The 22,996-nt window shown below is 36.4% G+C and carries 29 protein-coding genes; 18 read left to right on the top strand and 11 right to left on the bottom strand.

Translation table 11 applies throughout. The features are described 5' to 3' along the window. The first annotated feature begins 117 nt into the window (after positions 1-117). From Q5W13_RS24910 to flxY, 3 genes are read left to right on the top strand one after another with little or no spacing between them, the layout of a single operon-like run. Positions 118-786 carry a C45 family autoproteolytic acyltransferase/hydrolase gene (locus Q5W13_RS24910; protein ID WP_368662516.1) on the top strand — a complete coding sequence of 223 codons (669 nt, stop codon included), beginning with the start codon at positions 118-120 and terminating at the stop codon, positions 784-786. Beyond that, positions 695-1,714, top strand: coding sequence for a C45 family autoproteolytic acyltransferase/hydrolase (locus Q5W13_RS24905; RefSeq protein WP_368662515.1), 1,020 nt, complete (start codon positions 695-697; stop codon positions 1,712-1,714). The genes Q5W13_RS24910 and Q5W13_RS24905 overlap by 92 nt, the downstream gene beginning before the upstream one ends. Beyond that, positions 1,714-3,003, top strand: coding sequence for a flexirubin biosynthesis putative acyl-CoA ligase FlxY (gene flxY / locus Q5W13_RS10200; RefSeq protein WP_304446221.1), 1,290 nt, complete (start codon positions 1,714-1,716; stop codon positions 3,001-3,003). Before Q5W13_RS24905 ends, flxY begins: the two co-directional genes overlap by 1 nt. Before the next feature lie 232 nt (positions 3,004-3,235). Here flxY and Q5W13_RS10195 read toward each other — a convergent pair whose 3' ends face one another. The 4 genes from Q5W13_RS10195 to Q5W13_RS10185 all read right to left on the bottom strand — a co-directional run bounded on the left by Q5W13_RS10195 (position 3,236) and on the right by Q5W13_RS10185 (position 6,160). Then, positions 3,236-3,559: a GIY-YIG nuclease family protein gene (locus tag Q5W13_RS10195; protein WP_304446220.1), complete on the bottom strand. Its 324-nt coding sequence runs from the start codon at positions 3,557-3,559 to the stop codon at positions 3,236-3,238. 61 nt (positions 3,560-3,620) lie between these two features. Next, complete coding sequence (locus tag Q5W13_RS10190; protein ID WP_368662514.1) at positions 3,621-5,477, bottom strand: RecQ family ATP-dependent DNA helicase; 1,857 nt, start codon at positions 5,475-5,477, stop codon at positions 3,621-3,623. Beyond that, positions 5,443-5,814 (bottom strand): DEAD/DEAH box helicase, encoded by a 372-nt coding sequence (locus Q5W13_RS24900; protein ID WP_368662513.1) that lies wholly within the window; start codon positions 5,812-5,814, stop codon positions 5,443-5,445. The genes Q5W13_RS10190 and Q5W13_RS24900 overlap by 35 nt, the downstream gene beginning before the upstream one ends. Before the next feature lie 13 nt (positions 5,815-5,827). After that, entirely contained in the window at positions 5,828-6,160 is a 333-nt protein-coding gene (locus Q5W13_RS10185; RefSeq protein WP_038237398.1) for a single-stranded DNA-binding protein, read from the bottom strand. Between the two features lie 356 nt (positions 6,161-6,516). On the opposite strand from Q5W13_RS10185, the gene Q5W13_RS10180 reads away from it, so the two are divergent. From Q5W13_RS10180 to Q5W13_RS10130, 11 genes are all read left to right on the top strand, one after another. Next, positions 6,517-6,648, top strand: coding sequence for a hypothetical protein (locus Q5W13_RS10180; protein ID WP_304446219.1), 132 nt, complete (start codon positions 6,517-6,519; stop codon positions 6,646-6,648). Next, positions 6,633-7,202, top strand: coding sequence for a hypothetical protein (locus Q5W13_RS10175; protein WP_304446218.1), 570 nt, complete (start codon positions 6,633-6,635; stop codon positions 7,200-7,202). The genes Q5W13_RS10180 and Q5W13_RS10175 overlap by 16 nt, the downstream gene beginning before the upstream one ends. Before the next feature lie 288 nt (positions 7,203-7,490). After that, positions 7,491-7,868 carry a hypothetical protein gene (locus tag Q5W13_RS10170; RefSeq protein ID WP_304446217.1) on the top strand — a complete coding sequence of 126 codons (378 nt, stop codon included), beginning with the start codon at positions 7,491-7,493 and terminating at the stop codon, positions 7,866-7,868. Positions 7,869-8,310: 442 nt separating this feature from the next. Continuing rightward, positions 8,311-9,150 carry a class D beta-lactamase gene (gene blaOXA / locus Q5W13_RS10165; protein ID WP_304446216.1) on the top strand — a complete coding sequence of 280 codons (840 nt, stop codon included), beginning with the start codon at positions 8,311-8,313 and terminating at the stop codon, positions 9,148-9,150. Between the two features lie 173 nt (positions 9,151-9,323). Beyond that, on the top strand, positions 9,324-9,812 hold the full coding sequence (locus Q5W13_RS10160) for a hypothetical protein (protein WP_304446215.1): 489 nt from the start codon (positions 9,324-9,326) through the stop codon (positions 9,810-9,812). Between the two features lie 386 nt (positions 9,813-10,198). Beyond that, a complete protein-coding gene (locus Q5W13_RS10155) occupies positions 10,199-10,879 on the top strand; it encodes a tRNA-uridine aminocarboxypropyltransferase (RefSeq protein ID WP_304446214.1) in 681 nt (226 codons plus the stop codon). A 265-nt stretch (positions 10,880-11,144) separates the two neighbouring features. After that, complete coding sequence (locus Q5W13_RS10150; RefSeq protein WP_304446213.1) at positions 11,145-11,681, top strand: hypothetical protein; 537 nt, start codon at positions 11,145-11,147, stop codon at positions 11,679-11,681. A gap of 250 nt (positions 11,682-11,931) precedes the next feature. Continuing rightward, entirely contained in the window at positions 11,932-12,495 is a 564-nt protein-coding gene (locus Q5W13_RS10145; protein WP_304446212.1) for a Crp/Fnr family transcriptional regulator, read from the top strand. A gap of 66 nt (positions 12,496-12,561) precedes the next feature. After that, positions 12,562-12,888, top strand: coding sequence for a DMT family transporter (locus Q5W13_RS10140; protein WP_304446211.1), 327 nt, complete (start codon positions 12,562-12,564; stop codon positions 12,886-12,888). Between the two features lie 222 nt (positions 12,889-13,110). Continuing rightward, positions 13,111-14,571: a sulfatase gene (locus Q5W13_RS10135; protein ID WP_304446210.1), complete on the top strand. Its 1,461-nt coding sequence runs from the start codon at positions 13,111-13,113 to the stop codon at positions 14,569-14,571. Positions 14,572-14,781: 210 nt separating this feature from the next. Continuing rightward, positions 14,782-15,036 (top strand): DUF2007-related protein, encoded by a 255-nt coding sequence (locus Q5W13_RS10130; protein ID WP_304446209.1) that lies wholly within the window; start codon positions 14,782-14,784, stop codon positions 15,034-15,036. Positions 15,037-15,239: 203 nt separating this feature from the next. Here the strand turns inward: Q5W13_RS10130 and Q5W13_RS10125 are convergent, their stop codons facing one another. After that, positions 15,240-15,965: an energy transducer TonB gene (locus Q5W13_RS10125; protein ID WP_304446208.1), complete on the bottom strand. Its 726-nt coding sequence runs from the start codon at positions 15,963-15,965 to the stop codon at positions 15,240-15,242. A 452-nt stretch (positions 15,966-16,417) separates the two neighbouring features. Between Q5W13_RS10125 and Q5W13_RS24895 the strand changes: the two genes are divergently transcribed. Further along, positions 16,418-16,633 (top strand): CatA-like O-acetyltransferase, encoded by a 216-nt coding sequence (locus Q5W13_RS24895; RefSeq protein ID WP_368662512.1) that lies wholly within the window; start codon positions 16,418-16,420, stop codon positions 16,631-16,633. Positions 16,634-16,640: 7 nt separating this feature from the next. Continuing rightward, positions 16,641-17,033: a CatA-like O-acetyltransferase gene (locus tag Q5W13_RS24890; RefSeq protein WP_368662511.1), complete on the top strand. Its 393-nt coding sequence runs from the start codon at positions 16,641-16,643 to the stop codon at positions 17,031-17,033. A gap of 139 nt (positions 17,034-17,172) precedes the next feature. Here Q5W13_RS24890 and Q5W13_RS10115 read toward each other — a convergent pair whose 3' ends face one another. Genes Q5W13_RS10115 through Q5W13_RS10090 form a run of 6 tightly spaced genes read right to left on the bottom strand, consistent with a single transcriptional unit; the run spans position 17,173 to position 21,876 of the window. Beyond that, the gene (locus Q5W13_RS10115; protein WP_304446207.1) at positions 17,173-18,561 is read right to left on the bottom strand and encodes a RagB/SusD family nutrient uptake outer membrane protein; all 1,389 of its coding nucleotides are present in this window, start codon (positions 18,559-18,561) and stop codon (positions 17,173-17,175) included. A gap of 20 nt (positions 18,562-18,581) precedes the next feature. Continuing rightward, complete coding sequence (locus Q5W13_RS10110; RefSeq protein ID WP_304446206.1) at positions 18,582-18,818, bottom strand: hypothetical protein; 237 nt, start codon at positions 18,816-18,818, stop codon at positions 18,582-18,584. 10 nt (positions 18,819-18,828) lie between these two features. Beyond that, the gene (locus tag Q5W13_RS10105) at positions 18,829-19,875 is read right to left on the bottom strand and encodes a SusC/RagA family TonB-linked outer membrane protein (RefSeq protein WP_304446205.1); all 1,047 of its coding nucleotides are present in this window, start codon (positions 19,873-19,875) and stop codon (positions 18,829-18,831) included. Continuing rightward, a complete protein-coding gene (locus tag Q5W13_RS10100; RefSeq protein ID WP_304446204.1) occupies positions 19,802-20,134 on the bottom strand; it encodes a TonB-dependent receptor in 333 nt (110 codons plus the stop codon). The genes Q5W13_RS10105 and Q5W13_RS10100 overlap by 74 nt, the downstream gene beginning before the upstream one ends. After that, entirely contained in the window at positions 20,094-21,311 is a 1,218-nt protein-coding gene (locus Q5W13_RS10095; RefSeq protein ID WP_304446203.1) for a TonB-dependent receptor plug domain-containing protein, read from the bottom strand. Before Q5W13_RS10095 ends, Q5W13_RS10100 begins: the two co-directional genes overlap by 41 nt. A gap of 37 nt (positions 21,312-21,348) precedes the next feature. Further along, positions 21,349-21,876 (bottom strand): carboxypeptidase-like regulatory domain-containing protein, encoded by a 528-nt coding sequence (locus tag Q5W13_RS10090; RefSeq protein WP_304446202.1) that lies wholly within the window; start codon positions 21,874-21,876, stop codon positions 21,349-21,351. A 264-nt stretch (positions 21,877-22,140) separates the two neighbouring features. Here Q5W13_RS10090 and Q5W13_RS10085 point away from each other — a divergent pair, with 264 nt between their 5' ends. Together Q5W13_RS10085 and Q5W13_RS10080 are read left to right on the top strand one after the other, a co-directional pair. After that, a complete protein-coding gene (locus Q5W13_RS10085) occupies positions 22,141-22,353 on the top strand; it encodes a hypervirulence associated TUDOR domain-containing protein (RefSeq protein WP_155595052.1) in 213 nt (70 codons plus the stop codon). A gap of 58 nt (positions 22,354-22,411) precedes the next feature. Beyond that, positions 22,412-22,987, top strand: a complete 576-nt coding sequence (locus Q5W13_RS10080) for a pentapeptide repeat-containing protein (RefSeq protein WP_304446201.1) — start codon at positions 22,412-22,414, stop codon at positions 22,985-22,987. The last annotated feature ends 9 nt before the right edge of the window (positions 22,988-22,996 follow it).

Genomic DNA, 22,996 nt, shown 5'->3' with positions numbered 1-22,996 from the left:
AGCCAACTATTATTTCTTGTATAGCCGATTGACCTCATGCCGATAAAAATCTTCCGAAACATACACGTTCTTATAGGCTTCACCCTTCTTTTGGGCTCTTGCGGTGTTTCAAAATCCTTGAAAGATTTGCCCAACATTAGCCAATACCAAGTGAATATAGCGCAGCGGCAGCAACTTACAGATTCTACATACCTACTGGGAAATAACTTTTTGACCAAAAACAAACAGGGTCTTTACGAGCTCTATGTTTCGGGAAACCCATACGAATTAGGTCTTAAAACCGGAAGCTTAACACAAGAGCTTTTTCAGGAACAGGAACGTGTGTTCATTGAGAAGATAGATGACCTCGTACCAAAAAAAGGAAAACAAAAACTACTCAGGAAATTCTTGGCTTGGTTCAACCGGAAAATGTACAAAAATGTAGATGAGCAATACAAAGCGGAGATTTACGGCATTTCTCAGTACGCCTCAAAAGACTATGACCGCATTGCCGCTCCATACCCGCGCGTCATGTATTTTCACGGAGCGCACGATATTGGTCATGCCCTACAAGATTTAGCTTTGGTAGGTTGTTCTTCCTTTGCAGCTTGGGGAGATCAAACGGCAGACGGCAAACTGATTATTGGCCGTAATTTTGATTTCTATGCAGGTGATGATTTTGCTAAGAATAAAATTATTGCTTTAGTAGCTCCGGATGAAGGTCATAAATTTATGTCCGTTACCTGTAGGAGGTATGATCGGCGTAGTCTCCGGTATGAACGACCAAGGTTTAACAGTGACGATTAATGCAGGAAAATCCAAATTTCCTTTGGTGGCCAAAACACCCATCTCCTTGGTAACCCGAGAAATTTTACAATACGCCTCAACTATTGAGGAAGCAATAGCTATTGCCAAAAAACGGGAAGTCTTTGTTTCAGAATCTATTTTCGTGGGAAGTGCCAAGGATAAAAAAGCAGCCTTGATTGAGGTTTCTCCGCATAATTTTGGTGTTTATGAAGTGGAAAACGGGAACCAGCTTGTTTGTTCCAATCACTTTCAGAGTGCGGCCTATGCCAATGATAAAAAGAACCAAAAACATATTTTAGAGAGCCATTCCGAATACCGTTACGAACGGATGGAAGAACTTCTGGACGAAGAACCAAAAGTAACTCCACAGACCGCCGTAGACATCCTAAGAAACAAAAACGGACTTGATGATAAACGTATTGGTTACGGTAACGAAAAAGCGTTGAACCAGATGCTAGCGCATCACGGTATAGTTTTTCAACCAGAAGACCTTATGGTTTGGGTGTCAAGCAACCCGTATCAATTGGGAGAATTTGTTGCTTACGACCTAAATGAAGTTTTCAAGAATGCCGACGAAAATCAAAAGGCAAGACCTATTTCCATCGCAAATAAAAATATAGCACCGGATCCTTTTCTACGTACTTTGGCGTACCGCCATTATGAGCGTTATAGAGCGTTAAACAGTCAGATAACAGCTGCACTTGCTGCCGAAGAAAAAATTGAACCATCTGTCTTATCAGAATTTATAGCGGTAAATCCCGATTTTTGGGAAGTCCATTTTCTTGTGGGACAGTATTACTACGAAAACGGACTTTATAAGGAAGCTTTAAACGCTTTTGAAACCGCCAAGACTAAAGAAGTGACCACAGTACCGGATTTAGAGGCCATCAATACATATATTAAAAAATCAAAAAGGAAGCTCAAATAATGATTCCAGAAATAGAAAAAGCATCCATAAAAGAAATTAAGGCCTTTCAAGCAGAGAAGCTTAAAGAGGTTATTGCATACGTTACTAGCAATTCGCCCTACTACAGGCGTCTTTTTAGGCAGTATAAAATACTTCCTTCTGATATCAATTCACTTGAAGACTTGGTTAGAATACCCGTAACAACCAAAGAGCAATTGCAGAACAATAATGATGCTTTTCTGTGTGTACCGAAGTCAAAAATCATTGATTTTGTAACTACATCAGGAACCCTTGGTGACCCTGTAATTCTTGGTCAAACAGATAAAGATTTAGACCGATTAGCGCATAACGAAGCCATTTCCTTAACCTGTTCTGGGGTTACCGAAAATGACATTTTACAAATGACTACGACCATGGACCGCCGTTTTATGGCCGGTCTTGCCTATTTTATGGGCGTTAGAAAACTGGGTGCCGGTATTATTCGCGTAGGAGCAGGTATTCCTGAACTGCAATGGGATACAATTACCAAGTTCAAACCCAGTTACCTGATTGTTGTACCGTCCTTTTTACTAAAACTGATTCAATATGCAGAAACGCATGGGATAGACGTAAATGCCTCTGGCGTAAAAGGTGCTATTTGTATTGGTGAATCTTTGCGAAACCAAGATTTTTCATTGAACGTTCTTGCCCAAAAAATAAAAGAAAAATGGAATATTGAGTTGTATTCTACCTACGCCTCTACCGAAATGAGTACGGCTTTTGCCGAATGTTCAGAACAACAAGGAGGACACCATCATCCGGAGCTTATTATTGCCGAAATTTTGGATGAGGATAATCAGCCCGTAGCTAATGGTCAGGAAGGAGAACTTACCATTACCACACTTGGCGTGGAAGCCATGCCCCTATTGCGTTTTAAGACAGGAGATATTGTTGTGGCCCATACTTCGCCTTGTGCCTGTGGTAGAAATACCATGCGTTTAGGACCTGTAGTTGGCCGTAAAAAACAAATGATCAAGTACAAAGGCACCACCCTCTACCCTCCTGCAATGGATAATCTTCTGAACGATTTTGAAGAAGTAGAAGGCTATGTATTCGAGATATATCATAATGAGATTGGTACAGATGAAATCCTTATAAAAATTGCTTCATCTTCAGCGGACCCTAAATTAATGCAGGCCATTAAAGACCATTTTAGGTCCAAGTTGCGAGTTTCTCCCAACATTGAAATTTGCCCGAACGAAGAGATTCAAAAATTGCGGATGTCTAAACTGGGAAGGAAACCTATTAGTGTAATTGATAAGAGGCAGTAGCACCTTACTTCGTCTGCGCTCAGCCATACGGTGCTACAACATAAAAGCTATTTTCAGGCTGCGCTCAGCCATACGGTGCTACTCACATAATAATGGTTTGTTTCAGATCGTGCTCAGCCATATGGTGCTACTCGCACAAAACCTTTTTAGGACTGCGCTCAGACTGAAGATACCACCTACAAAGGCAATGAATTAGCTTTTACGGAATGTCACCCCGAGCGCAGTCGAGGGCTTAGGGACACCCATCTGGCTTATACTTTGAATGTGTATAGTTCCTGCATTCAGAAAGAATTTGAAGCGTATTGAATTTCCCGTTCATTAATGCTATTTTCTTAGCCCGAGACCATCCTTTTAATTGTTTCTCAAACTGAAGGGCTTGATATGCTTTTGGAAATTGCAAGTGATACATCAGGCTTACCGGGCGTCTTGTGCTGGTGTATGAATTCTCATAAAATCCGGATTGATGCTCCGCTAACCTTCGGTTTACGTCGTTGGTAAAACCTACATAGAAACTCTTATCGGCACATTCTAAGATGTAAACATAATAAGGCCCCATAAAATTTGCTTTTTGCATGTTCATGTAAAATGCATGGCTGAGCGCAGCCGAAGCCAGCATTTTATTTTCCGATTAGGTACAACCCCATTTGAATTTTCCAATAGGGCATTTTTTCTTCAAAGTGTTCAAAGAATACTTTTAGACCTTCGGGATTTTCAAGTTCGGATTGTGCTTTTTTAATGCTTGCCGTTTCTTCTTTTGAAATAAATTGACTCAAATCTACATCGGCGCCTTCGGCATGAGCTTTTTGTAAGTGATTGTAAACACTCCCTACTTGTATGCCACGCTGCATTGCAATATCTTCAACTGAAAAACCATCGTTCAACAACTGAAATGAAAGCTGATGGCTAGGGTTCTTTTTTGACTTCTTTACCGGTGGCTTATGTTGGCTGATTTCCTTCAAGAATATAGCCGCATATTTTTCCAGTTTCGCCTGACCTACTCCGGAAATTTCCATGAACTCCGTTTCATTCTTAGGCAGCCTTTGTTCCATATCCTTTAAACTGGCATCACTAAAAACCACGTAAGCAGGTACGTTTTGCTCTGCCGCAACTTGCTGACGCAATACACGTAATTTCTCAAAGAGTCCCGTTGCCGCCGCTTTTGTCTTGCGTTCTTTCTTGTCTTTTGCTTTTTCCTTTTTCTCTAAAATAGCCAACTGAATCTCCTTGCCCTCATACAGTACTTGTTTGGCCAAGGGTGTTAGTGAAAGACGACCACCTTCCCTAAAATTAATGGATAATACTCCTTGGTTCAACAGTTGAATAATATACTGCTGCAAGTCTTGCCACGACACATCTTTAACCGCTCCGTAGGTCTTTACATGCTGATACCCCTTTTCGTGGACTTGGGCATTCTGAGCGCCACGCAGTACATCTACCAACATACCCATAGCTTCCTTTTCTTTTAAACGCGCCACACCAGAACAGATTTTCTGGGTGAGTACGGTAGCATCAAAATATTTGGGAGGACGGTTACAGATATCGCAATTGCCACAATTCTCGGTCATGTGTTCCCCAAAGTAGTTGAGCAAAGCAATCCGGCGGCAACTTAAAGCTTCGGCAAATTGCTGCATACGCTCTAACTTGGCGTATTCCACGTCTGCATTTTCGCTGTTCTCTATAAACCTTCGCAGTTGGGCCACATCGGCAAAACTATAAAAAAGCAAAGCCTGTGCAGGCAGGCTATCACGACCACCACGCCCAATCTCTTGGTAATAGCCCTCTACATTTTTAGGTAGGTTGTAATGGATGACCCAGCGTACGTTACTCTTATCGATTCCCATACCAAAGGCAATTGTTGCCACAATAATAGGTACGCGATCGGTAATAAAATCTTCCTGCACCTTACTACGCTCTTCAGCGGGAAGTCCGGCATGATATGATTTTGCTTTAAAGCCCGAAGCCACAAGTTTGTCCGCTATCTTCTGTGTACTTTTTCGGCTTAGGCAATAGATGATTCCGCTTTCGTTGGGTCGCTCTGAAAGGAACTCTAGAATCTGTGTGATGCGGTCTTGTGCCGGACGTACTTCCAATGAAATATTAGGACGATTAAAAGAAGCCAGATGCCGCAATGCATGCGGAATGCGCAGCTGATCTAAAATATCGTCCTGAGTGGTTTTATCTGCCGTAGCCGTCAATGCAATTATAGGCACCTGCGGGTATTGCCGTTTTAAACTGCCCAACTGCGTATACGCCGGCCTAAAATCATGCCCCCAAGAAGAGATACAATGTGCCTCATCTATAGCAAAAAGGCTGATGTTTATTTCAGATATAAGATGTTGTAGCAACGCCAAGCTCTCTGGCGCCACATAAAGTAACTTCAATTCGCCTTTATACAACTTGGTCTCTACCTCTTGCTTTTTTGAAGGTTCTAGCGAGCTATTAAAATAAGCTGCAGAAATACCATTGGCGGTCAAAGCATCTACCTTCTTTCATTAGGGCGATCAACGGGGAAATAACAATAGCCGTACCTTCCATAGCCAATGCCGGAAGTTGAAAGCAAAGCGATTTTCCACCGCCCGTTGGCATAATAGCCAAGACGTCTTTTTTAGCGAGTACATCGCTAATAACGTTCCATTGATTGGGCCGAAATGAATCGTAACCAAAATTTGTTTTTAAAAGAGGAAGAAGTTCTTGTTTTGTTGTAAGCGTCATGTAATACGTATAGAGATTCTTGTCCGGAAGGACCAGTTTAACAAACAAAGCGAAGCCAAAACACGGTATTGAGCCATCTTGGTATCGCTTGGTTTGCAAAGAACGGTATATTCTATTTACCCAACATTAAAAGTTCGTTACAACGTACTTCTGTTATGTATCGTTTTTCACCCTCTTTGGTCTCATACGAGCGGTGGGTAAGTTTTCCCTCTACGGCTACTTGTTTTCCTTTGGTCAAATAATTTTCTACGATTTCTGCGGTCTTTCCCCAAGCCACCACATTGTGCCATTGGGTATCATCTACACGCTCTCCTTGTGCATTTTTATAGCTCTCTGTTGTAGCTATGGAAAACTTGGCGAGTTTATTACCATTATCCATATTTACAATTTCCGGGTCTTGACCCAAATTACCGATCAACTGTACTTTGTTTTTTAAGGCGTTCATTCTATTAGTTTTACGTTAAACAGTTTATACTATTGAACCACAATGATTCAACACTGCAAACATAGAACGAGCACCAAAATGTATTCGGTTACAAAACAATTGTTTTCGTTTGTAAACGTTTGAAAACGAATAAATAAACTAAATAAGCCTCTTAAAGTACTGTAAGCCTGTATAGTTTGAAGGATTTAATTAAATTAGGTCTAAAATGGAAGTACAGCAACTAGTTGCTTTATACAATTGTTAGCTGTAATTAAAAAAAGAAAGAAACTGAAGAAAATTAATTAAATATTTTACTAAAGAAACTTTAAATTGTTAGACGGAGATAAAACTTTTTAAGGAGTATTAAAACTAAGATAATGAATAGAGAAGACATCTATAAAGCTATTAAAAATAGAGTAGAGTTAGAAGGTTTTAAAATTTCCAAAATTGACTCTGATAGTATTAAAATTGATTTAATTAGTGAAGAATTCAGGTGTATTCTTCTATAAGATGGCAATTTCATAAATTTATTACCCCTCAAGGTATTGATTTTCGTAATGTTCTTTTTGAAGAATATTTTAATCAAATTTTAAATAAAGAATTATTGAAATTTAATTATGATTATTCTGTTGGTTTTGTATTCAAAACTTTTATAAAAGATTTTGATAGTTCAGCCATAGAAATAAACTCTGAAATTGAACTAGAAAATTATATCAATAAAATTGTAACCAATTTATTATTTCATAAAAAAGAAATTTTCCCAAAACTGTTAGATATTAATTTTTTGGCTGAATATATTGGTGCTGTGTCTTTTGAAAGAAAAGCAGAAAGGTCCGTTGGAGGAAAATTCCCTGTTCATTTATTCAAAAAAATAGCAATTTTGAAATTAGGAGGTCAAAATGAAAGATATCTGGAATATAAGGAGGGTACATTAGATTTGATTAAAAGCTATGCTATTAGAAAGCCTGAAAAATATTTACCTTCATTTAGAGAGGGATTTGATAAATTAATTCTCCATTTAGAAAATGAAGAAAACCCTTTTGATAATCTAACTCTTACTTAGTTAATAAGGAGTCTTGTAATAAAATTCATCTTATCCAAAAAACTACAGCCAACAATGGCTAAATTTAATACGGGTTTTGGTGCTTAATCCAAAGTTTAGTGTATTTCTATAAAGTCCACCAAATCTTTTGGATTTGGCAATTAAAATAATAAGATAATTACAAAACAAAAAGCTCTGGCTCGCAGACCAGACGGCAACGAAAAGTTTCCTTGCCTGCCCTACTTGCCATAGCCGAACCGTTGGCTACAATTTTAAATGAAAAATTTCCAAAACCCTTTTTCTCCCGAAATGATAGAGCAAATCAAAGCTGGTTTGGAAAGATATGATTCACTTCAAAAAAAAGATGGATTCATTAAACTCGCAGAATTAGGTTGGTATATCAACGGAAGTATGACATTGGCACATTCTGCATGGCTAATGGACATGGCTTTAGAAAATGAAATTGATAAAATCAATAAAGACCTTTCATCCCATTACGTGGAAGAAATGCTCGACAGAGTTAAATTTCTTAAAAAGTATCAGTCAAAAAGGTATTTAATTATAAAAGAGGCCATCGAATGCCATTTATCCGGGAAATACCACGCCTCAGTTGCACTGTTTCTTTCGCAAGCAGATGGACTTTGCAAAGGACTATTATTCATAACTAGGAACAAAAAAAGGAACTGAAAAAATTTATTGCAGAAGAAAAGAAAAATAAATTTTTTGAAGATATATTGGAGGTAATCCAAAGGGTTAATAAAATCGACGAGTATTTTTCTCAAGGATTGAGCGGTTCCAATGAATTAAATCGACATGCGGTTTTGCATGGATATGACACCGATTTTGGAACGGAATTGAATAGTTTAAAAGCTTAATCTCTTCTACTTTTTGTTGATGATTTCTTAAAAAACAAAAAACTGTAGCCAACACGGTGTATAAAACATAGCTAGTAAGTGCTTTACCTTTTGGTTTGTGTATATTTATAAAGATCGCCAAATTTAAAAATTTGGCTTTTAGAATAGAAAAATTAAAAACAAATATAAAAATTCGGCTCTGTGTTAATCCGAAAAGTAAGCGTCTTTTAGCACGCTACGTTTCATACACAAGACCGTTAGCACCAATATAAAAAATGAGAATAACATCGATAGCAGTATTTTTAATTCTCTTTATTTCCTGCAAAGAAAACAAAGGAACCACTACTTTAAATGAAGAGCAATCGGCAAATAAGAATATCATAAAACCTGAATTTCAGTCAATTATTGATTCTTCTGATGTTAAAGGTTCAATATTAATATATGATTTAAACAAAGACATATACTATTCAAATGACTTTGAATGGTCGAACAAGGGAAATTTACCAGCATCTACATTCAAAATCGTAAATTCAATTATCGGACTTGAAACTGGTGTGATTGAAAATGATAGTGTCATATTTAAATGGGACGGGGAAAAACAATGGTTAAAAAATTGGGAACAAGACCTAATTCTTAGAGATGCTTTTCAATTTTCTTGTGTTCATTGTTATCAAGAAGTTGCAAGAAAAGTTGGTTCAAAAAGAATGAATGATTATGTGTCCAAACTTAACTATGGGAATCTAGAAATTGACTCTACCAACATCGATAAATTTTGGTTAGAAGGAGAATCAAGAATAAGTCAAATGCAACAAATCGACTTCCTGAAAAGGCTATACAACTTTGAACTTCCTATTTCCAAAAGAACTGAGAGTATAATGCGAAATATTATGCTCATTGAAGAAACTGACCAATATAAACTTAGTGGAAAATCTGGTTTATCAAATAATAACGGAGAATACAATGGTTGGTTTGTTGGGTTTGTTGAATTCAAAAACAACACATATCTATTTGCCACAAATCTAGAGCCTAAAAAAGAGTTTGATTTTGATTCTTTTATTAAAAAAAGGTTGGATTTAACTCTTCTTGGTCTTAGAAAATTGAATGTTCTGAAATAAATACTGGTGCTAACAAAACCTAAACGTAATGCGGGCTAAAGTTTTAAATCCAATGGTTTGCGTATTTTTATGAAGTCGCAAAATCTTTTGGATTTTGCTTTAGACAAAAAATAAAATCGGAACTGAATTGAATTGAAAACAGGATTGTTAGAGATTAAGAGTTCAAATAAACGATGGTAGACAATGACATTTTAAGAACATATTCAATAAATAAACTGGTAACAGGTTTACTACTGTTTGTATTTGTAATTATAGGGTTTTTAGATTTACTCTTGCATAACCAACCTTCTTATTCTTCAATTATGGGAATGGATACCAATAGAGTTTATTTTTATACATTCTATTTACTGGTAATAGGTTGTTGGCTTCTTTACAATAAGTGGTTTGTGGGCATAGGTTTTATAACTTTAGCGACATTTAGTTCATATTTTACGGAATACATTTCTATCCATAATTATTTTGCATCAGTAGCGATTTATATTGGAATTATTATAGACGTTATTACCCGAAAGAAAAGGAAATGGTTAATCCCATTAATTTTTGTTGGAATATTACAAGGTATTACATTTCAAACTGGTTGGTTTGGTTTTTATATGGTTGGCATCATGGAATTTTTAGGCCTTTGTATTGGTTCTGTTTTTATCATAAAGACAATAGAATAATCGTTAACAACAAAAGACGAAAGTCTAAATAAAGGCTACTAAAAATTGGAATGGAATTTTCACTTGAAAATAGGAAATCGGAATGGACTTCTGAGCACGTTTGTTTAGTCAGAATTCAATCAGCACGTGCGTACTCGCATGCTTGGCAACTTGTTGTAACAAAACCTAAACGTAAGGCGGGGTTTAGGGCTAAACCGAAAGGACTGTGTATATCTAATTGAAAATTACGCGATAGCGAAATATTTAACTTTACTGTGAACAAAAAAAATAAAACTAAATAATACCCTTTAACTTCGGTCGTAGATACTGCGTTGGCACTAATTAAAGAAGAAATATTCACTTTGCAAGTAGAAATAGGAAATTCAAGAAATGAATGTTACAAATGCATGATGCCTTCAATCTCATGTCTTTGTAAACACATTAACCCTTTACAGACTAAGGCTCGTTTTATTATTCTTATGCACCCAAAGGAGTACAAAAAAGAAAAAAACGGAACGGGACGTATTACTAAGCTTCAACTTAAAAATTCAGAGATTATAGTTGGTGTAGATTTCACCAATAATAAACGTGTAAACGAACTACTGGCTAAAGAAAACACTTCTTTTTTACTTTATCCTGGAAAAGATAATTTCAATTTATCCACAAGAAAAAGTTCAGAAATAAATTCATTTATGGGTGATAATCCATACATCTTCATTCTTGATGGCACATGGCCCTGTGCCCGTAAAATGCTTAAAATGAGTACGAACTTGCAAAAACTAAAAAGAGTGAGTTTTGATAATAATATAAAATCAGAGTTTACTATAAAGCAGCAACCCGCATCTCTTTGTCTTAGCACTATTGAATCTGTTTATACGGTCTTAAATCTACTTAAGGCAGCTGACTTTGAACAATGCGAGACAAAGGGTTTTCTTGTTCCTTTTCAAAAAATGGTTGCGTATCAAATAGAATGTATGCTAAACCAGGATAACAAAAACTATAGTTCAGATACGAAAACAGAGGTTACTCCTAAGAACTTATATAAGAAAAAGACGGAACGAAATATTGTTTTTGAACAAGAAAGCTAGCTGTCTTTTTTGAGACATGTTAATTGTTAAATTTAACACCAAATGCGGATTTAATTTTATTGAAACTAATCAAGGAGGATACGCTACTACCAATAAAAACTACGTTGAAAAACAAATTAAACCTAGCCAAATCTACTTAGACAACTTCTATTATTGCCTAAACCTGATGTTGCTATTCCGTAAGCCTGTTTTATGAATTTATTGCTAATTTAGCCCACCTTCAAAAACATTCCGTTATAAATAAACATCTTACATCCAGTAAAAAATGAGTGTAGTAATAGACCGAATTAGCTTATTTTTTAAAAAAAATTTTAAAAAAAAGTTTGTTATTTTTATTACCATACCTCTAGCATCAAGTGTTATATTTCTTGCAGACTTTTTTCTCTTACCTGAAATACATAAAACCGATGTTATTACTCAAATAGGCATCGTAAAAATTCCTCAAAATGTAGGAGGCACATCAGTTAGAACAACTAGAAATTCAGGTTATAGATATACTACCGCAACAAACCTCAAATTTGCTACTCCAACAACAAGAATAAAATCACCAGAAATACAAGTAACAATAACTCCACTTTTTAAGACTGTAAAAGCAGTTAGTACCACTAAAAAGAAGATAAATCTTGCCTCAGGTTTTAATGGGTTAAATAAAGTGTTGATGCTATTGTGTAACATAGGCATGGTAAGTTCAATTCTTTATGTTCTTTTAACCAAAGAAATAACCGAAAACGCAAGACTAAACTTGCTGTTTCTTAATATGTGTACTCTTGCCGTATGGATATATGCTCTGATTTTATATTGACCTGCCTAATCTACCTTACCTAACCACTTTTTTGAGCGTTTTATGGTTTCTTTAGTTTTTGTAATAGGCACGAAGCCTAAACGCAATGCCGACTTTAGGGCTATATTGAAAGGTCTGCGTATATTTATAATGTCGGCAAATCTTATTGATAAAGCTTTGGACTAGAAAAAATAGAACTAAAAATACCCATTACCTCTTCTATACGCTTAGCTAAACTTTTATTTACTATGCTAAAACAACAATGCGCCAAATGGAAATAGACCAGATTCTAAATAACATATACCCTTTACCTGAGTCTTCAAAATCAGTAATAAAAAAGTACATTTCGGAAATAAGCTATCCTAAAGGGCACATTCTACTGAGAGCTGACAAAATTGAAACAAGCATTTATTTTATCAAAAAAGGAATTGTTCGTGCCTATGCTAATTCTACCGATAATGAAATAACATTTTTCTTCGGAAAAGAAGGAGATACGGTTATCTCCATGAAAAGTTATGTTGCAAATAAGAAAGGATACGAAGATATTGAGCTATTAGAAAACTGTGATTTATACGAACTGAAAACCCAAAACTTACAGCATCTTTTTGAGAAAGACATAGCTATAGCAAATTGGGGACGAAAGTTTGCTGAGCAAGAACTTATTAAAACAGAAGAACGACTTATTTTTCGGCAATTCCGGACAGCTAAAGAACGCTATATAGAACTTTTAACCAATAACGCGGACTTAATTAAACGTGTTCAATTAGGCCACATCGCCTCTTATTTGGGCATAACTCAAGTAAGTTTAAGCAGAATAAGAGCAGAAGTAAAATAGGTTCTTATTTTTTATCATTTGTAAAATTTTCCTTCGATTCCATTTCTCAACTTTGCAAAAAAAATTATGAATTGGATTATTTTGGTTATTGCAGGTTTATTTGAAGTAGCATTTGCATTTTGTTTGGGCAAAGCAAAAGAAACCACCGGAAATGAGATGTATTTATGGTATTTGGGGTTTCTTATCACCTGTAGTATTAGTATGATTCTTTTAATTAAGGCAACGCAAGCATTACCTATAGGAACCGCTTATGCTGTTTGGACAGGAATTGGTGCCGTAGGAACCGTTTTAGTGGGCATAGTCGTGTTTAAAGAACCCGCAACGTTTTTAAGATTGCTTTTTATCTCTACATTAATCTGCTCAATTGTTGGGTTAAAAGTAGTATCTAACTAAAATAGAGAAAGTCACCAACATATAACATAGCTTGTAAAAATAGTCCAAGTCCTTTGCTACCAAAAAGTTTGCGCGTTTTCTAAAAGTCGCTAAAATTTAGTATCTTTTTTAAGCGCTAGTCTTCATACGCAAATCTTCTCAGTTTTTTAATTAGGTTATATTTGTTATATTAAGTGTATAAAATACTCTTATACTTGCTGTCATAAAACTAACTCTTAGAAGATGTCATTTTTAAAACTAAATATTAGATCACTTGCCCTACTTGTTTTTGTTCCTCTCTTTTTATCCAGTCAGGAAAAGAATGACACAAAACCTAACGTACTATTTATTGCAGTAGACGACCTCACCACTAGTTTAGCTTCTTATGGTGATCCTTTAGCCAAGACACCAAACTTTGACCGGCTAGCCAAGATGGGAGTTCAATTTAATAAAGCATATTGCCAGATTCCACTTTGCAACCCTTCCAGAGCTTCGGTCATGACCGGTTTAAGACCAGATGCAATAAAGGTTTATGATCTTGATGCGCACTTTAGAGATGAAGTTCCCAATGTTACTACCCTCCCCCAACTTTTTAAAGACCAAGGGTATTGGGTTGGAAGAGTAGGAAAGTTATATCATTACAATGTTCCAGCGGCCATTGGCACCAATGGTCATGATGACCCTGCTTCTTGGCACGAAGTTTTTAATCCTAAAGGACGGGATAAAGACGAGGAACATCTTATTACAAATGCAGAGCCTCACCGTAAGATAAGTGCCGCCTTGAGTTGGCTGAAAGCCGAAGGTGAAGATAGCGAGCAGACAGATGGTATGGTAACTACAGAAGCCATTAAACAAATAGAAAAACATAAAGAGAATCCGTTTTTTCTTGGTGTCGGTTTTTTCAGGCCCCACACTCCTTATATCGCACCTAAAAAGTATTTTGACCTCTATCCTATAGATTCCATAAGTATCCCATACGCACCTGAAGATGACAGAGCTGACATCCCCTATGCTGCTCTTGCCCATAATTGTAAAATAGCGCACTACGGCTTACCAGAATCTGTCTGTTTGGAGGCTAAACAGGCCTATTATGCCACAGTTTCTTTTATAGATGCCCAAGTAGGATTATTATTGGATGCATTGGAAGACAACCAGTTGATGGACAATACTATTATTGTCCTATGGAGTGATCACGGTTATCATTTAGGGGAACACCAAGGAATCTGGCAAAAGCGCTGCCTGTTTGAAGAATCATCTAAAGCGCCCTTACTTATCTATGCGCCTGGCGCAGCAGGTAATGGCATCAAATCTGATCAAGTTGTAGAATTTATTGATATCTACCCAACAGTAGCCAAGTTGTGCAACTTAAACCCTCCAAATGACCAGCCCGGAAAGAATCTAACGCCCTTATTAAATGACCCCCTCCTGAATTGGGAAGGCCACGCCTACACGCAAGTGCTTAGACCAAGCAATGGCGACCCTGTTATGGGAAGAAGTGTGCGTACCAACAAATGGCGCTACACAGATTGGAACGAAGGCAAAGAAGGCGAGGAATTGTATGATCAAATAAAAGACCCTAAAGAGTTTAACAATTTAGAAAGTGACCCCAATTACCAGCAAATAAAGGCTGAACTCAAAACGCTTTTAGAAGAAAATGTAAGCGGACAAGTACCAACCACTCCTTTTAATCCTGATAGGCTTTAAAAAAGAATAGGCAACCTCTCATAAAAACTAGAACTGCTTAGCACTAGAAAAACTTCGCTTGATTACAAAAAGAAATTGCTTAACCTTTTAAAGGTTTGGGAAGATGCTTTATACGTGTAATTCTTACTTTTTTTTCCTACAAATACTGGCGATATGTATGATTTGATTAAATTAGTAGCAAACGAAAAATAGTTAGAAACTAATTTAATTATGGATTCAAACAATAACATAAAGTCCGTACCAGTCTTTTCAGGTACACAATGGGAAGCCGGAATGATTAAAAATCTTTTGGAAAACGAGCAAATTGAGTCCTATGTGAAAGACGGAATTATGGCAAGTCTAAATACATTTTCTTCGTTACCTTATGGTGCTATTCAAGTAAAAGTTATGGTTTCAAACAATGATCTAGATAAATCCTTGAAGGTTATTAATGAATATAAAAAAAATGTAGAGGAAGAAAAATAAGTCAATTCTTATGTAGGTCTTTAAATTAAATACGCTCAATGCCTAGCAATACTAATCTTTGCTCACGCCATTAATTAAGCATAAAATAAATTCAAACAAAACAAAGACCATAGTCGCGAATAAGTCTTTGCTTAAAGCTTCTATGGTCTTTGCTGAACTTCTTTTTTCTTTAAATTTTAAAAGAACTAAGAGTTCATAATCTACTACATCTCCATTTTAAAATTAATGGGAATACTGTAAGGCACTTTAACATTATTGCCACGTTGTCTACTATATTGCATTTTAGGCAGTGCAGCTACAATACGAGAAGCTTCTTGCTCTAAACTCTTGTCCGGTCCTCTTGTTTTAATACCGGTAATGAAGCCCTTTTGATCTATAACAAAATAGACAAATACCTTACCTTGAATGTGTAATTCTAATGCTCCTGCAGGGTATGTAAACTCTTTTTTTACATGCTCTTGAATCATTTTTTGAAAACAAGCTTTCTTATCTGCATTGGTCACCATGCTTTCGCAACCATAAAACACAGGTACGTTTTCAATAATAGCGAACGGTACAGAAACATCTTCCTCTTCTTCTGCAACCTCTACATCGTTTACAGCAATTTCTTCTTGAATAACAGTGTTTTGGTTAATCTCACTACTTTCTATAATAGTCTCCTCTACTTCAGAAGCATCTTCTACAATCTCTATAATCTCCGGTGCTAATGGTGGTGGAGGTGGTGGAGGCGTATTAAGGGCTTTTGTTATAGGTATATCTTCATTTAACTCGTCTGGAATATCCATAACCTGAACATATTCGGTTTGAGTATCATAAGTTTTATATTCCAAAGCTCTCCAAACAACTAAGAGAACTAGGGTTAGGCCAATTACAAAATACAGGCCACTATTTCGGTTCAAATCTGCTTGTGGGTTTTTTTTGAGTTCCATAATTTATTGATTTAATACCTTAAAAATAAGATACTTACAACGAAGTTTAAATGACATTTATCATGTTTTCAAAAAGCTCTGAAAAAGACTAATGGAAGGAAAGAAGTAGCGATAACTGCTCAGGCCTGAGTTCTATTAAGCGCGCACCCTACTTAAGGTGTAAGATGAAGACTATACCTGTGAACTAACAAAAATCACTTTTTATATAAAATTGAAAGAAAAGTATTGAAGACTTGCTTGAAGAAGCTAAATCCTTAGGAAATTATAACCTATGTTTTTATTACCCTGCAGAAAAGCTGATCATTTACAGCTAATGAAATAACGGTTCTTCTACATGAATCACTTCTGTAAAATTCCAACTCAAATAAAAAAACAAAGCATCTCTTTGCTCAGATTCCTCTACATTGATTATTTTTCCAAAACGAAATATATCTACTCCCCAAAAACGTACTATGCGTAAAGAGATTAATGTTGAGACTTGGTATAGGAAAGACCATTTTGAATTCTTTTCAAAATTTGATGAACCGTTTTATGGTATAACTGCTAAAGTAGATTGTACCAAAACCTACAATACAGCAAAAGACAAAGGTCATTCCTTCTTTTTATCTTATTTACACAAATCTTTGGTTGCCGTAAACAGGACTGTTCAGTTCAGATACTATTGTTGATGGCAAATTGTATGAATACGAAACCGTAGATGCCTCACCAACTATAAATAGAGAAAATGGAACTTTTGGCTTTTCACATTTAAAGTATCGTGAAAATTTTGAAGACTTTCTTGCTTTGGCCCTTCCTGCAATAGAAAAAGTAAGAAACTCAAACCGACTTATGCCTATTGAATCCGGAGAGAATGTTATACACTGCTCTGCTATTCCTTGGATAGATTTCACTTCAATTTCACACGCTAGACATTATGCCCATCCCGATAGTTGTCCAAAAATAGCTTTTGGAAAAATGACTTCCGATAATGGTAAATTATTTATGCCTGTTTCCGTTCACGTGCACCATGCGCTAGTAGATGGTTATCATGTGGGACAGTTTATGGAGGAGCTCCAAAAATTAATGTGAGGATAATGGTATAACTAATACCCTTCTTTCATTCTTAGAAATTTCCAAATAGCAAAAACCTTTAGACAAAATAAGGGCTGCAGAAATATTCTGCAACCCTTTTACTACTCACTTACTCAACTAACAAACTTTATAAATACTAATATCCCGGATTCTGTGGGAGTAAATTTGGATTCTTTTCAATCTCGCCTTGAGGAATCGGAAACAAATCAAACTTTTCTGAGTAGATAGTAGCAGGCCTATTGTCTACAGGGAATGGCTCTAGTTCCATCTCACCTGTTACAGGATCTACGCTCAATATTTTCATACCCGTAAAAATCTTATTGTTCAATACTTCTACGCCCATATTCCATCGTTTTAAATCCCAAAAACGATGACCTTCCAATGCCAACTCAATTTTTCGTTCGTGTACAATGGCATCAAACATATCTGCTTTAGTAAGTCCCATTGCTAAATCTGGCTGACCAGCTCTAGTACGTACACTATTTATAGCAGCATATACTGACGCATCCGGTCCTGAAACCTCATTTTGTGCTTCGGCATAATTAAGTAAAACTTCTGCCAACCTCATCTCTATCCAGCTTTGCTTACTTTGTCCAAAATCAACACCAAAAGGTGCGCTTTGATCCATGAACTTTTTAATGTAATAACCGGTTATAGAATGTAAACCGGTTCGTAAGGGAGCATCAACACCATCAGGAAAGATTACGTCCATTTCTCTACCCATAAATTCAGCCCCTTGAAATAAAACAGTGGCATAAAATCTTGAATCTCTTCCTTCATAAGGTTTTAAAGGATTAAAGCCTGACGCAGGATCTGTGATAGGCAAACCATTGGCCATTTCATAACTATCTACAAATTCTTGAGTTGGGTTACACTGTGAACCCCAATCTGCTCTATAACTAAAAGGTAACATTACCTTATCCATTCCGTGTCCTTTATCCGTTCCATTAAAAAGCACCTCAAAAATAACTTCTGGATCTCCGCCGTAGGTTTGGAATAATCCTTCATAGTCCGAAGACAACGTATAACCGCCACCATCAATAACCGCTTTTGACAATTCTGCGGAACGCGCATAGTTCTTAGCGAACAATTGTGCTCTACCGTTAAAAGCCCATGCAGCTTCTTTTGTAGCTCTACCAGTTTCAGAATCCGGAAGTTCGGATACGGATGGTAAATCTGCCGCAGCGGCAGTAAACTCTTCATCTATATATGCGTATATCTCATCTACAGGCGTTCTGGCCAACAATAAGTCATCATCTATAGATTGCAACTCTTTGATTAAGGGTACCGCTCCATATCTTCTTGCCAAGTCAAAATACTGAAAAGCTTTTACAAATCTTGCCTCTGCTGTAATCCTAGTTTTAACGTCGGCATCTAACTCACTATCTTCAATATTAGAAAGAATAGTATTGGCAAGAAAAATTCCTTTGTACAGTACGCCCCAGTTATCTAACGGGTTATTGGTAGGATCTATCAAACCCGGACGAATGACTTTCCATGATTCGATCCAACCACTTTTGGTCATGGCTATATCCGTATTGTTATCTAAAATGGACGAAAAACCGTTTGCATCCTTTCCTGGGTGATTTGTTTGCCCTCTTGGAAACCTATAGGCATATAATTGTACAATCTATATAGAACAGATTCTACATAACCTTGATCATTATAGACCACGTCTTCACTAATAATATCTAACGGTTCTCTTTCTAAAAACCCATCTTCACATGAAATCGCAAAAGCAAAAATTACGATTAGAGATGTATATATTTTTATCCTTTTCATTTTTATAATTTTAAAAGTTTACACTAAAACCAAGGTTTACACGTCTTAACTGTGGATAGTAAAGAGAGTTTCCACTTTCCTCAGAAGGTCGTTCTGGATCATAGAAATCATATTTAGAAAATGTCAAAAGGTTGTTTCCAGAAACAAAGAAGCGAATAGATTCAATTCCCAATTTATCCATTACATCATCAGGTAAATTGTAACCTACCTCTACATTTCTCAACTTTAAATAAGAACCATCTATCATCCAAAAAGTAGAAGTTCGTTCGTTATTTGGTGGTGTATTAAAATAGGTTCTTGGAAAAGCCGCATTCTCGTTTCCTTCTCTGTACGAATCCAAAACCCTTCCGCGAATAGCGTTAGACCCAAGACTAAAAGCTCCTATGTAGGCATAGCTATTAAAATCCGTTGCTCCTTGAAAGCTGGCATTTAAATCAAAGCCTTTGTAAGCCATTGACAGGTTTAAACCATATACAATTTCTGGAATTACACTCTTACCGATTTGCTGTACATCAAAACCATCAATAACATTATCATTATTAATGTCTTCATATTTAATATCACCCGTCTTTAGAGATGCGTTGCCCTGACCATCTTGATCTGGTAAGGCGTTTATTTCTTCTTGAGATTTAAAAAGACCTGCAGAAGTGTACCCATATAATTGATCAAAAGGTCTACCCGTTTTTCGTATTCTATCCTCCACGTCAGTAGGCTCATCTATAAAAATGACTTCACTAGTAGCCTTGGTCATGTTAGGAGACACCTCAAACCTAAAATTCTCTCCAATGGTACCTTTGTATCTCAAGGCCAATTCAAAACCTTTGTTATCTACAATACCTAAGTTTTCTTTAGGCAAACTGGCTCCAAAACTTTCAGGTATAGAGGCATTTCTAGCTATCAAAATATCTTCGGTTCTTTTACTGAAAATATCGAACTCACCAGAAAGACGGCCTTTCCATAAATTAAAATCCAAACCAAGGTTTTTAGCAGTTGCCGTTTCCCATGTAATATTGGGATTTGGAATACCGGTATCTTGGATACCTTGGTCTATAAGCACCCGAAGTTCCTATAACTGACCCTGAATTAAAGGTATACCCAGATAAATATTGAAAAGGATCTACTCTATCGTTACCAAACTTACCCCAAGAGGCTCTTATTTTTAGCGTTTCTATAGCATCTACACCAGACAAAAAGCCTTCTTCAGAAATTTTCCATCCCACAGAGAAAGCTGGGAAAGTACCCCATCTTTTATCTTTTGGAAAATTATAAGAACCATCATGTCTTACATTGGCCTGAAACAAATACTTTGTTAGCATAACTATAGGTTAAACGGCCAATATACCCCTGTCTTGCACTTTCTGAAGCGCCACCATCTGAAGTTTGCCCAGTTGCCCCACCGGCAAACAATTGATCTATGGATGGCGAAACATAACCTTGACGGCCTGCCTCTATATTCTTCCTTTCGTTATCTACTTTCTCATATACAAATAAGGCTCCTAAATTATGTTTTCCAAATTCCTTGTCATAATTCACAAAGAATTGTGTGGTCTCCTGTACGATCTCATCATAACCTTCGGTTAAAGTGATATTGGAAATACTTGTAAACGGAGTGTAAATGTTATTTACTGGATCGGATACGTAAAATGTATAAGGCTCGTTAAATTCCTTTTCATTTTTGAAAGAATGGTCATAGTTATACTTGAACGTAGTACTTAAACCTTCTATAGGTATATCATATTTTAATTTAAAGTTTCCTTGAAAAACGTTCCAATTGGTTCTTGTATAACCAGAATGTATGGCCTCACCAATTGGATTGATATTAACACCATTATATCCTAATCCTCCCGGTTCAACGCTATCCGGTACATAAGCAGGTGATGTTGGCTGAGAATTTAACAGAGAGTTAAACGGAGAATTACTGGAATCCCCTATTTTCTCTTTTCTACCTGCCAAATCTATTCCTAACGTAAATCTATCCGTTAAATCAATATCTATATTGGCTCTTACATTATATCTTTTGAAAGAAGAAGTCTCATATAATCCTTTTTGGTCCAACATGGCCAAACTTGTAAAATAGCGTACTCTTTCACCACCACCACTTACAGTAATTCCTTGCTGTTGAATTGGAGCTGATTTACGGATCACTTCTCCCCACCAATCCGTACTAGGCAAAGTTCCGTTTTGATACTGCTGTACTTGTTGGTCTGTAAAAGCAGGATTGTCACCACTGTTTAAACTTGCTTCATTAAAATATTGGGCAAACTCACCAGCATTAAGCATTTCTGGCACCTGAACGGCAGATTGAAATCCAAAAGAACTATTATAGCTTATGCTTGGTGCACCATGTGTACCACGCTTAGTAGTTACCAAAACCACTCCGTTTGCAGCACGCGCTCCATAAATAGCTGCGGAAGCAGCATCTTTTAAGACCGTAATACTTTCAATGGCATTTGGATCTATCCTATCAATACTACGCTCTACTCCATCAACCAAAATAAGTGCACTGTTGTTTCCAAAAGTACTTTTACCTCTAATTAAAAAGTCCCCCCATCTGCACCATAGGTTTACCCGTTGTTTGTCTTGTGATTACACCCGGTAATTTACCTGATAAGTTTTGCGTTAGACTGGGGGTAGGTGCAATATTCACCTTTTCACCCTTTACAACTGCGACCGCTCCGGTCAAATCACTTTTCTTCTGAGTTCCATAACCAACTACAACAACCTCATCTAAAGATTCTGCATCTTCTTCTAAGATGACATTAATTACAGTTTGCCCATTTAAAGCAACTTCTTTGGTTTTAAACCCTACATAACTAAAAGATAAAGAAGCGTTATCAGCAACGTTGGTCAATGTGTAATTTCCATCAAAATCGGCTTGAGCACCGTTATTGGTTCCTTTTACTATTACATTGGCCCCAGGCAATGGTCCATTAGCATCGGACACCGTACCGCTAATTGAGTTTTGGGCTGCAACGGTGAAGCCTGTTAAAAGTAACATACAACACAGCAAGGCTTTGCTATGTATTAATGTCCTTAATTTAAGTTCGGTTTTTTTCATAATAATTGAGTTATTAGTTTCTGTTTCAAAGAACTACAACTATAAAATAACCGAGGTGGAAAATGAGGTCTTTAAGAGGGGGCAAATAAGGCTGCGTATTTTTAGCACATAGAAAACAACAGGGCTAACGGGTACATTACTGTAAAAAAAGTTACAAACTTCACATATCTATAATACTTAATTGCGTTACAATTTCTTCTTTCTGTTTCCTTAGGTGTGTTAGCTTTTTTCTTTCTTGTAGGTATTAATTTTATATAAAAAGTTATGATTAGAAAAGGAACAGAAGTAAAATGGAAATGGGGTTCTGGCAGCGCCAAAGGGAAAGTAGAAAATACCTATGAAAAATCAGTTACCCGGAAAATTGAAGGCAATGAAATTACACGAAACGGATCAAAAGATGATAAGGCACTTTACATCAAACAGGATGATGGTAGCGAGGTATTAAAATTGGAGAGCGAGGTTGAACGTGCGGATTAATTTAGGATATTAAATTTCCTTTCAGGAAATTGCGAACTACTAATTCTAGTGCACTCCTATGGACAAGCCTTTTATTACTGACCAATCCTACGTATCCAAAGATTTTACGGGCAGTAAACTTGCCAAAGGAGAGTACGAAAACTGCGTTTTTAAAGGCTGTAATTTTGCTGATGCCTATCTAGACAATCAGAATTTTATGGAGTGTGAGTTTATAGATTGTAATTTAAGCAATGCAAATATTCGACATACCACTTTTAAAGAAGTTTCATTTTCTCATTGTAAAATGGTGGGACTTAAATTTGAAGATTGTAATACGTTTTTAATAGACTTTAGTTTTAACGATTGCAATTTAAATTACACTTCATTCTATGGGCTAACGCTGTTAAAGCAGCAATTTATTTCTTGTAAAATGGTTGAAGCTGATTTTACAGAGGCAATTCTGAAAAATGCCGTGTTTGATTCTTGTGATTTACAAGGTGCTATTTTTAACAGGACAGACCTTGAAAAAGCAGATTTTAGAACTGCTACCAACTATGTCATAGACCCAGAAACAAGCAATCTTAAAAAGGCTCGCTTTTCAAAAGATGGGATTATAGGTCTTTTAAAGAAATACAACCTATCTATAGAACCCTAAACCGGCAAA

The organism is Zobellia laminariae, from assembly GCF_030553095.1.
GTDB lineage: Bacteria > Bacteroidota > Bacteroidia > Flavobacteriales > Flavobacteriaceae > Zobellia > Zobellia laminariae.
This window is presented reverse-complemented; position numbering and strand designations above follow the sequence as displayed.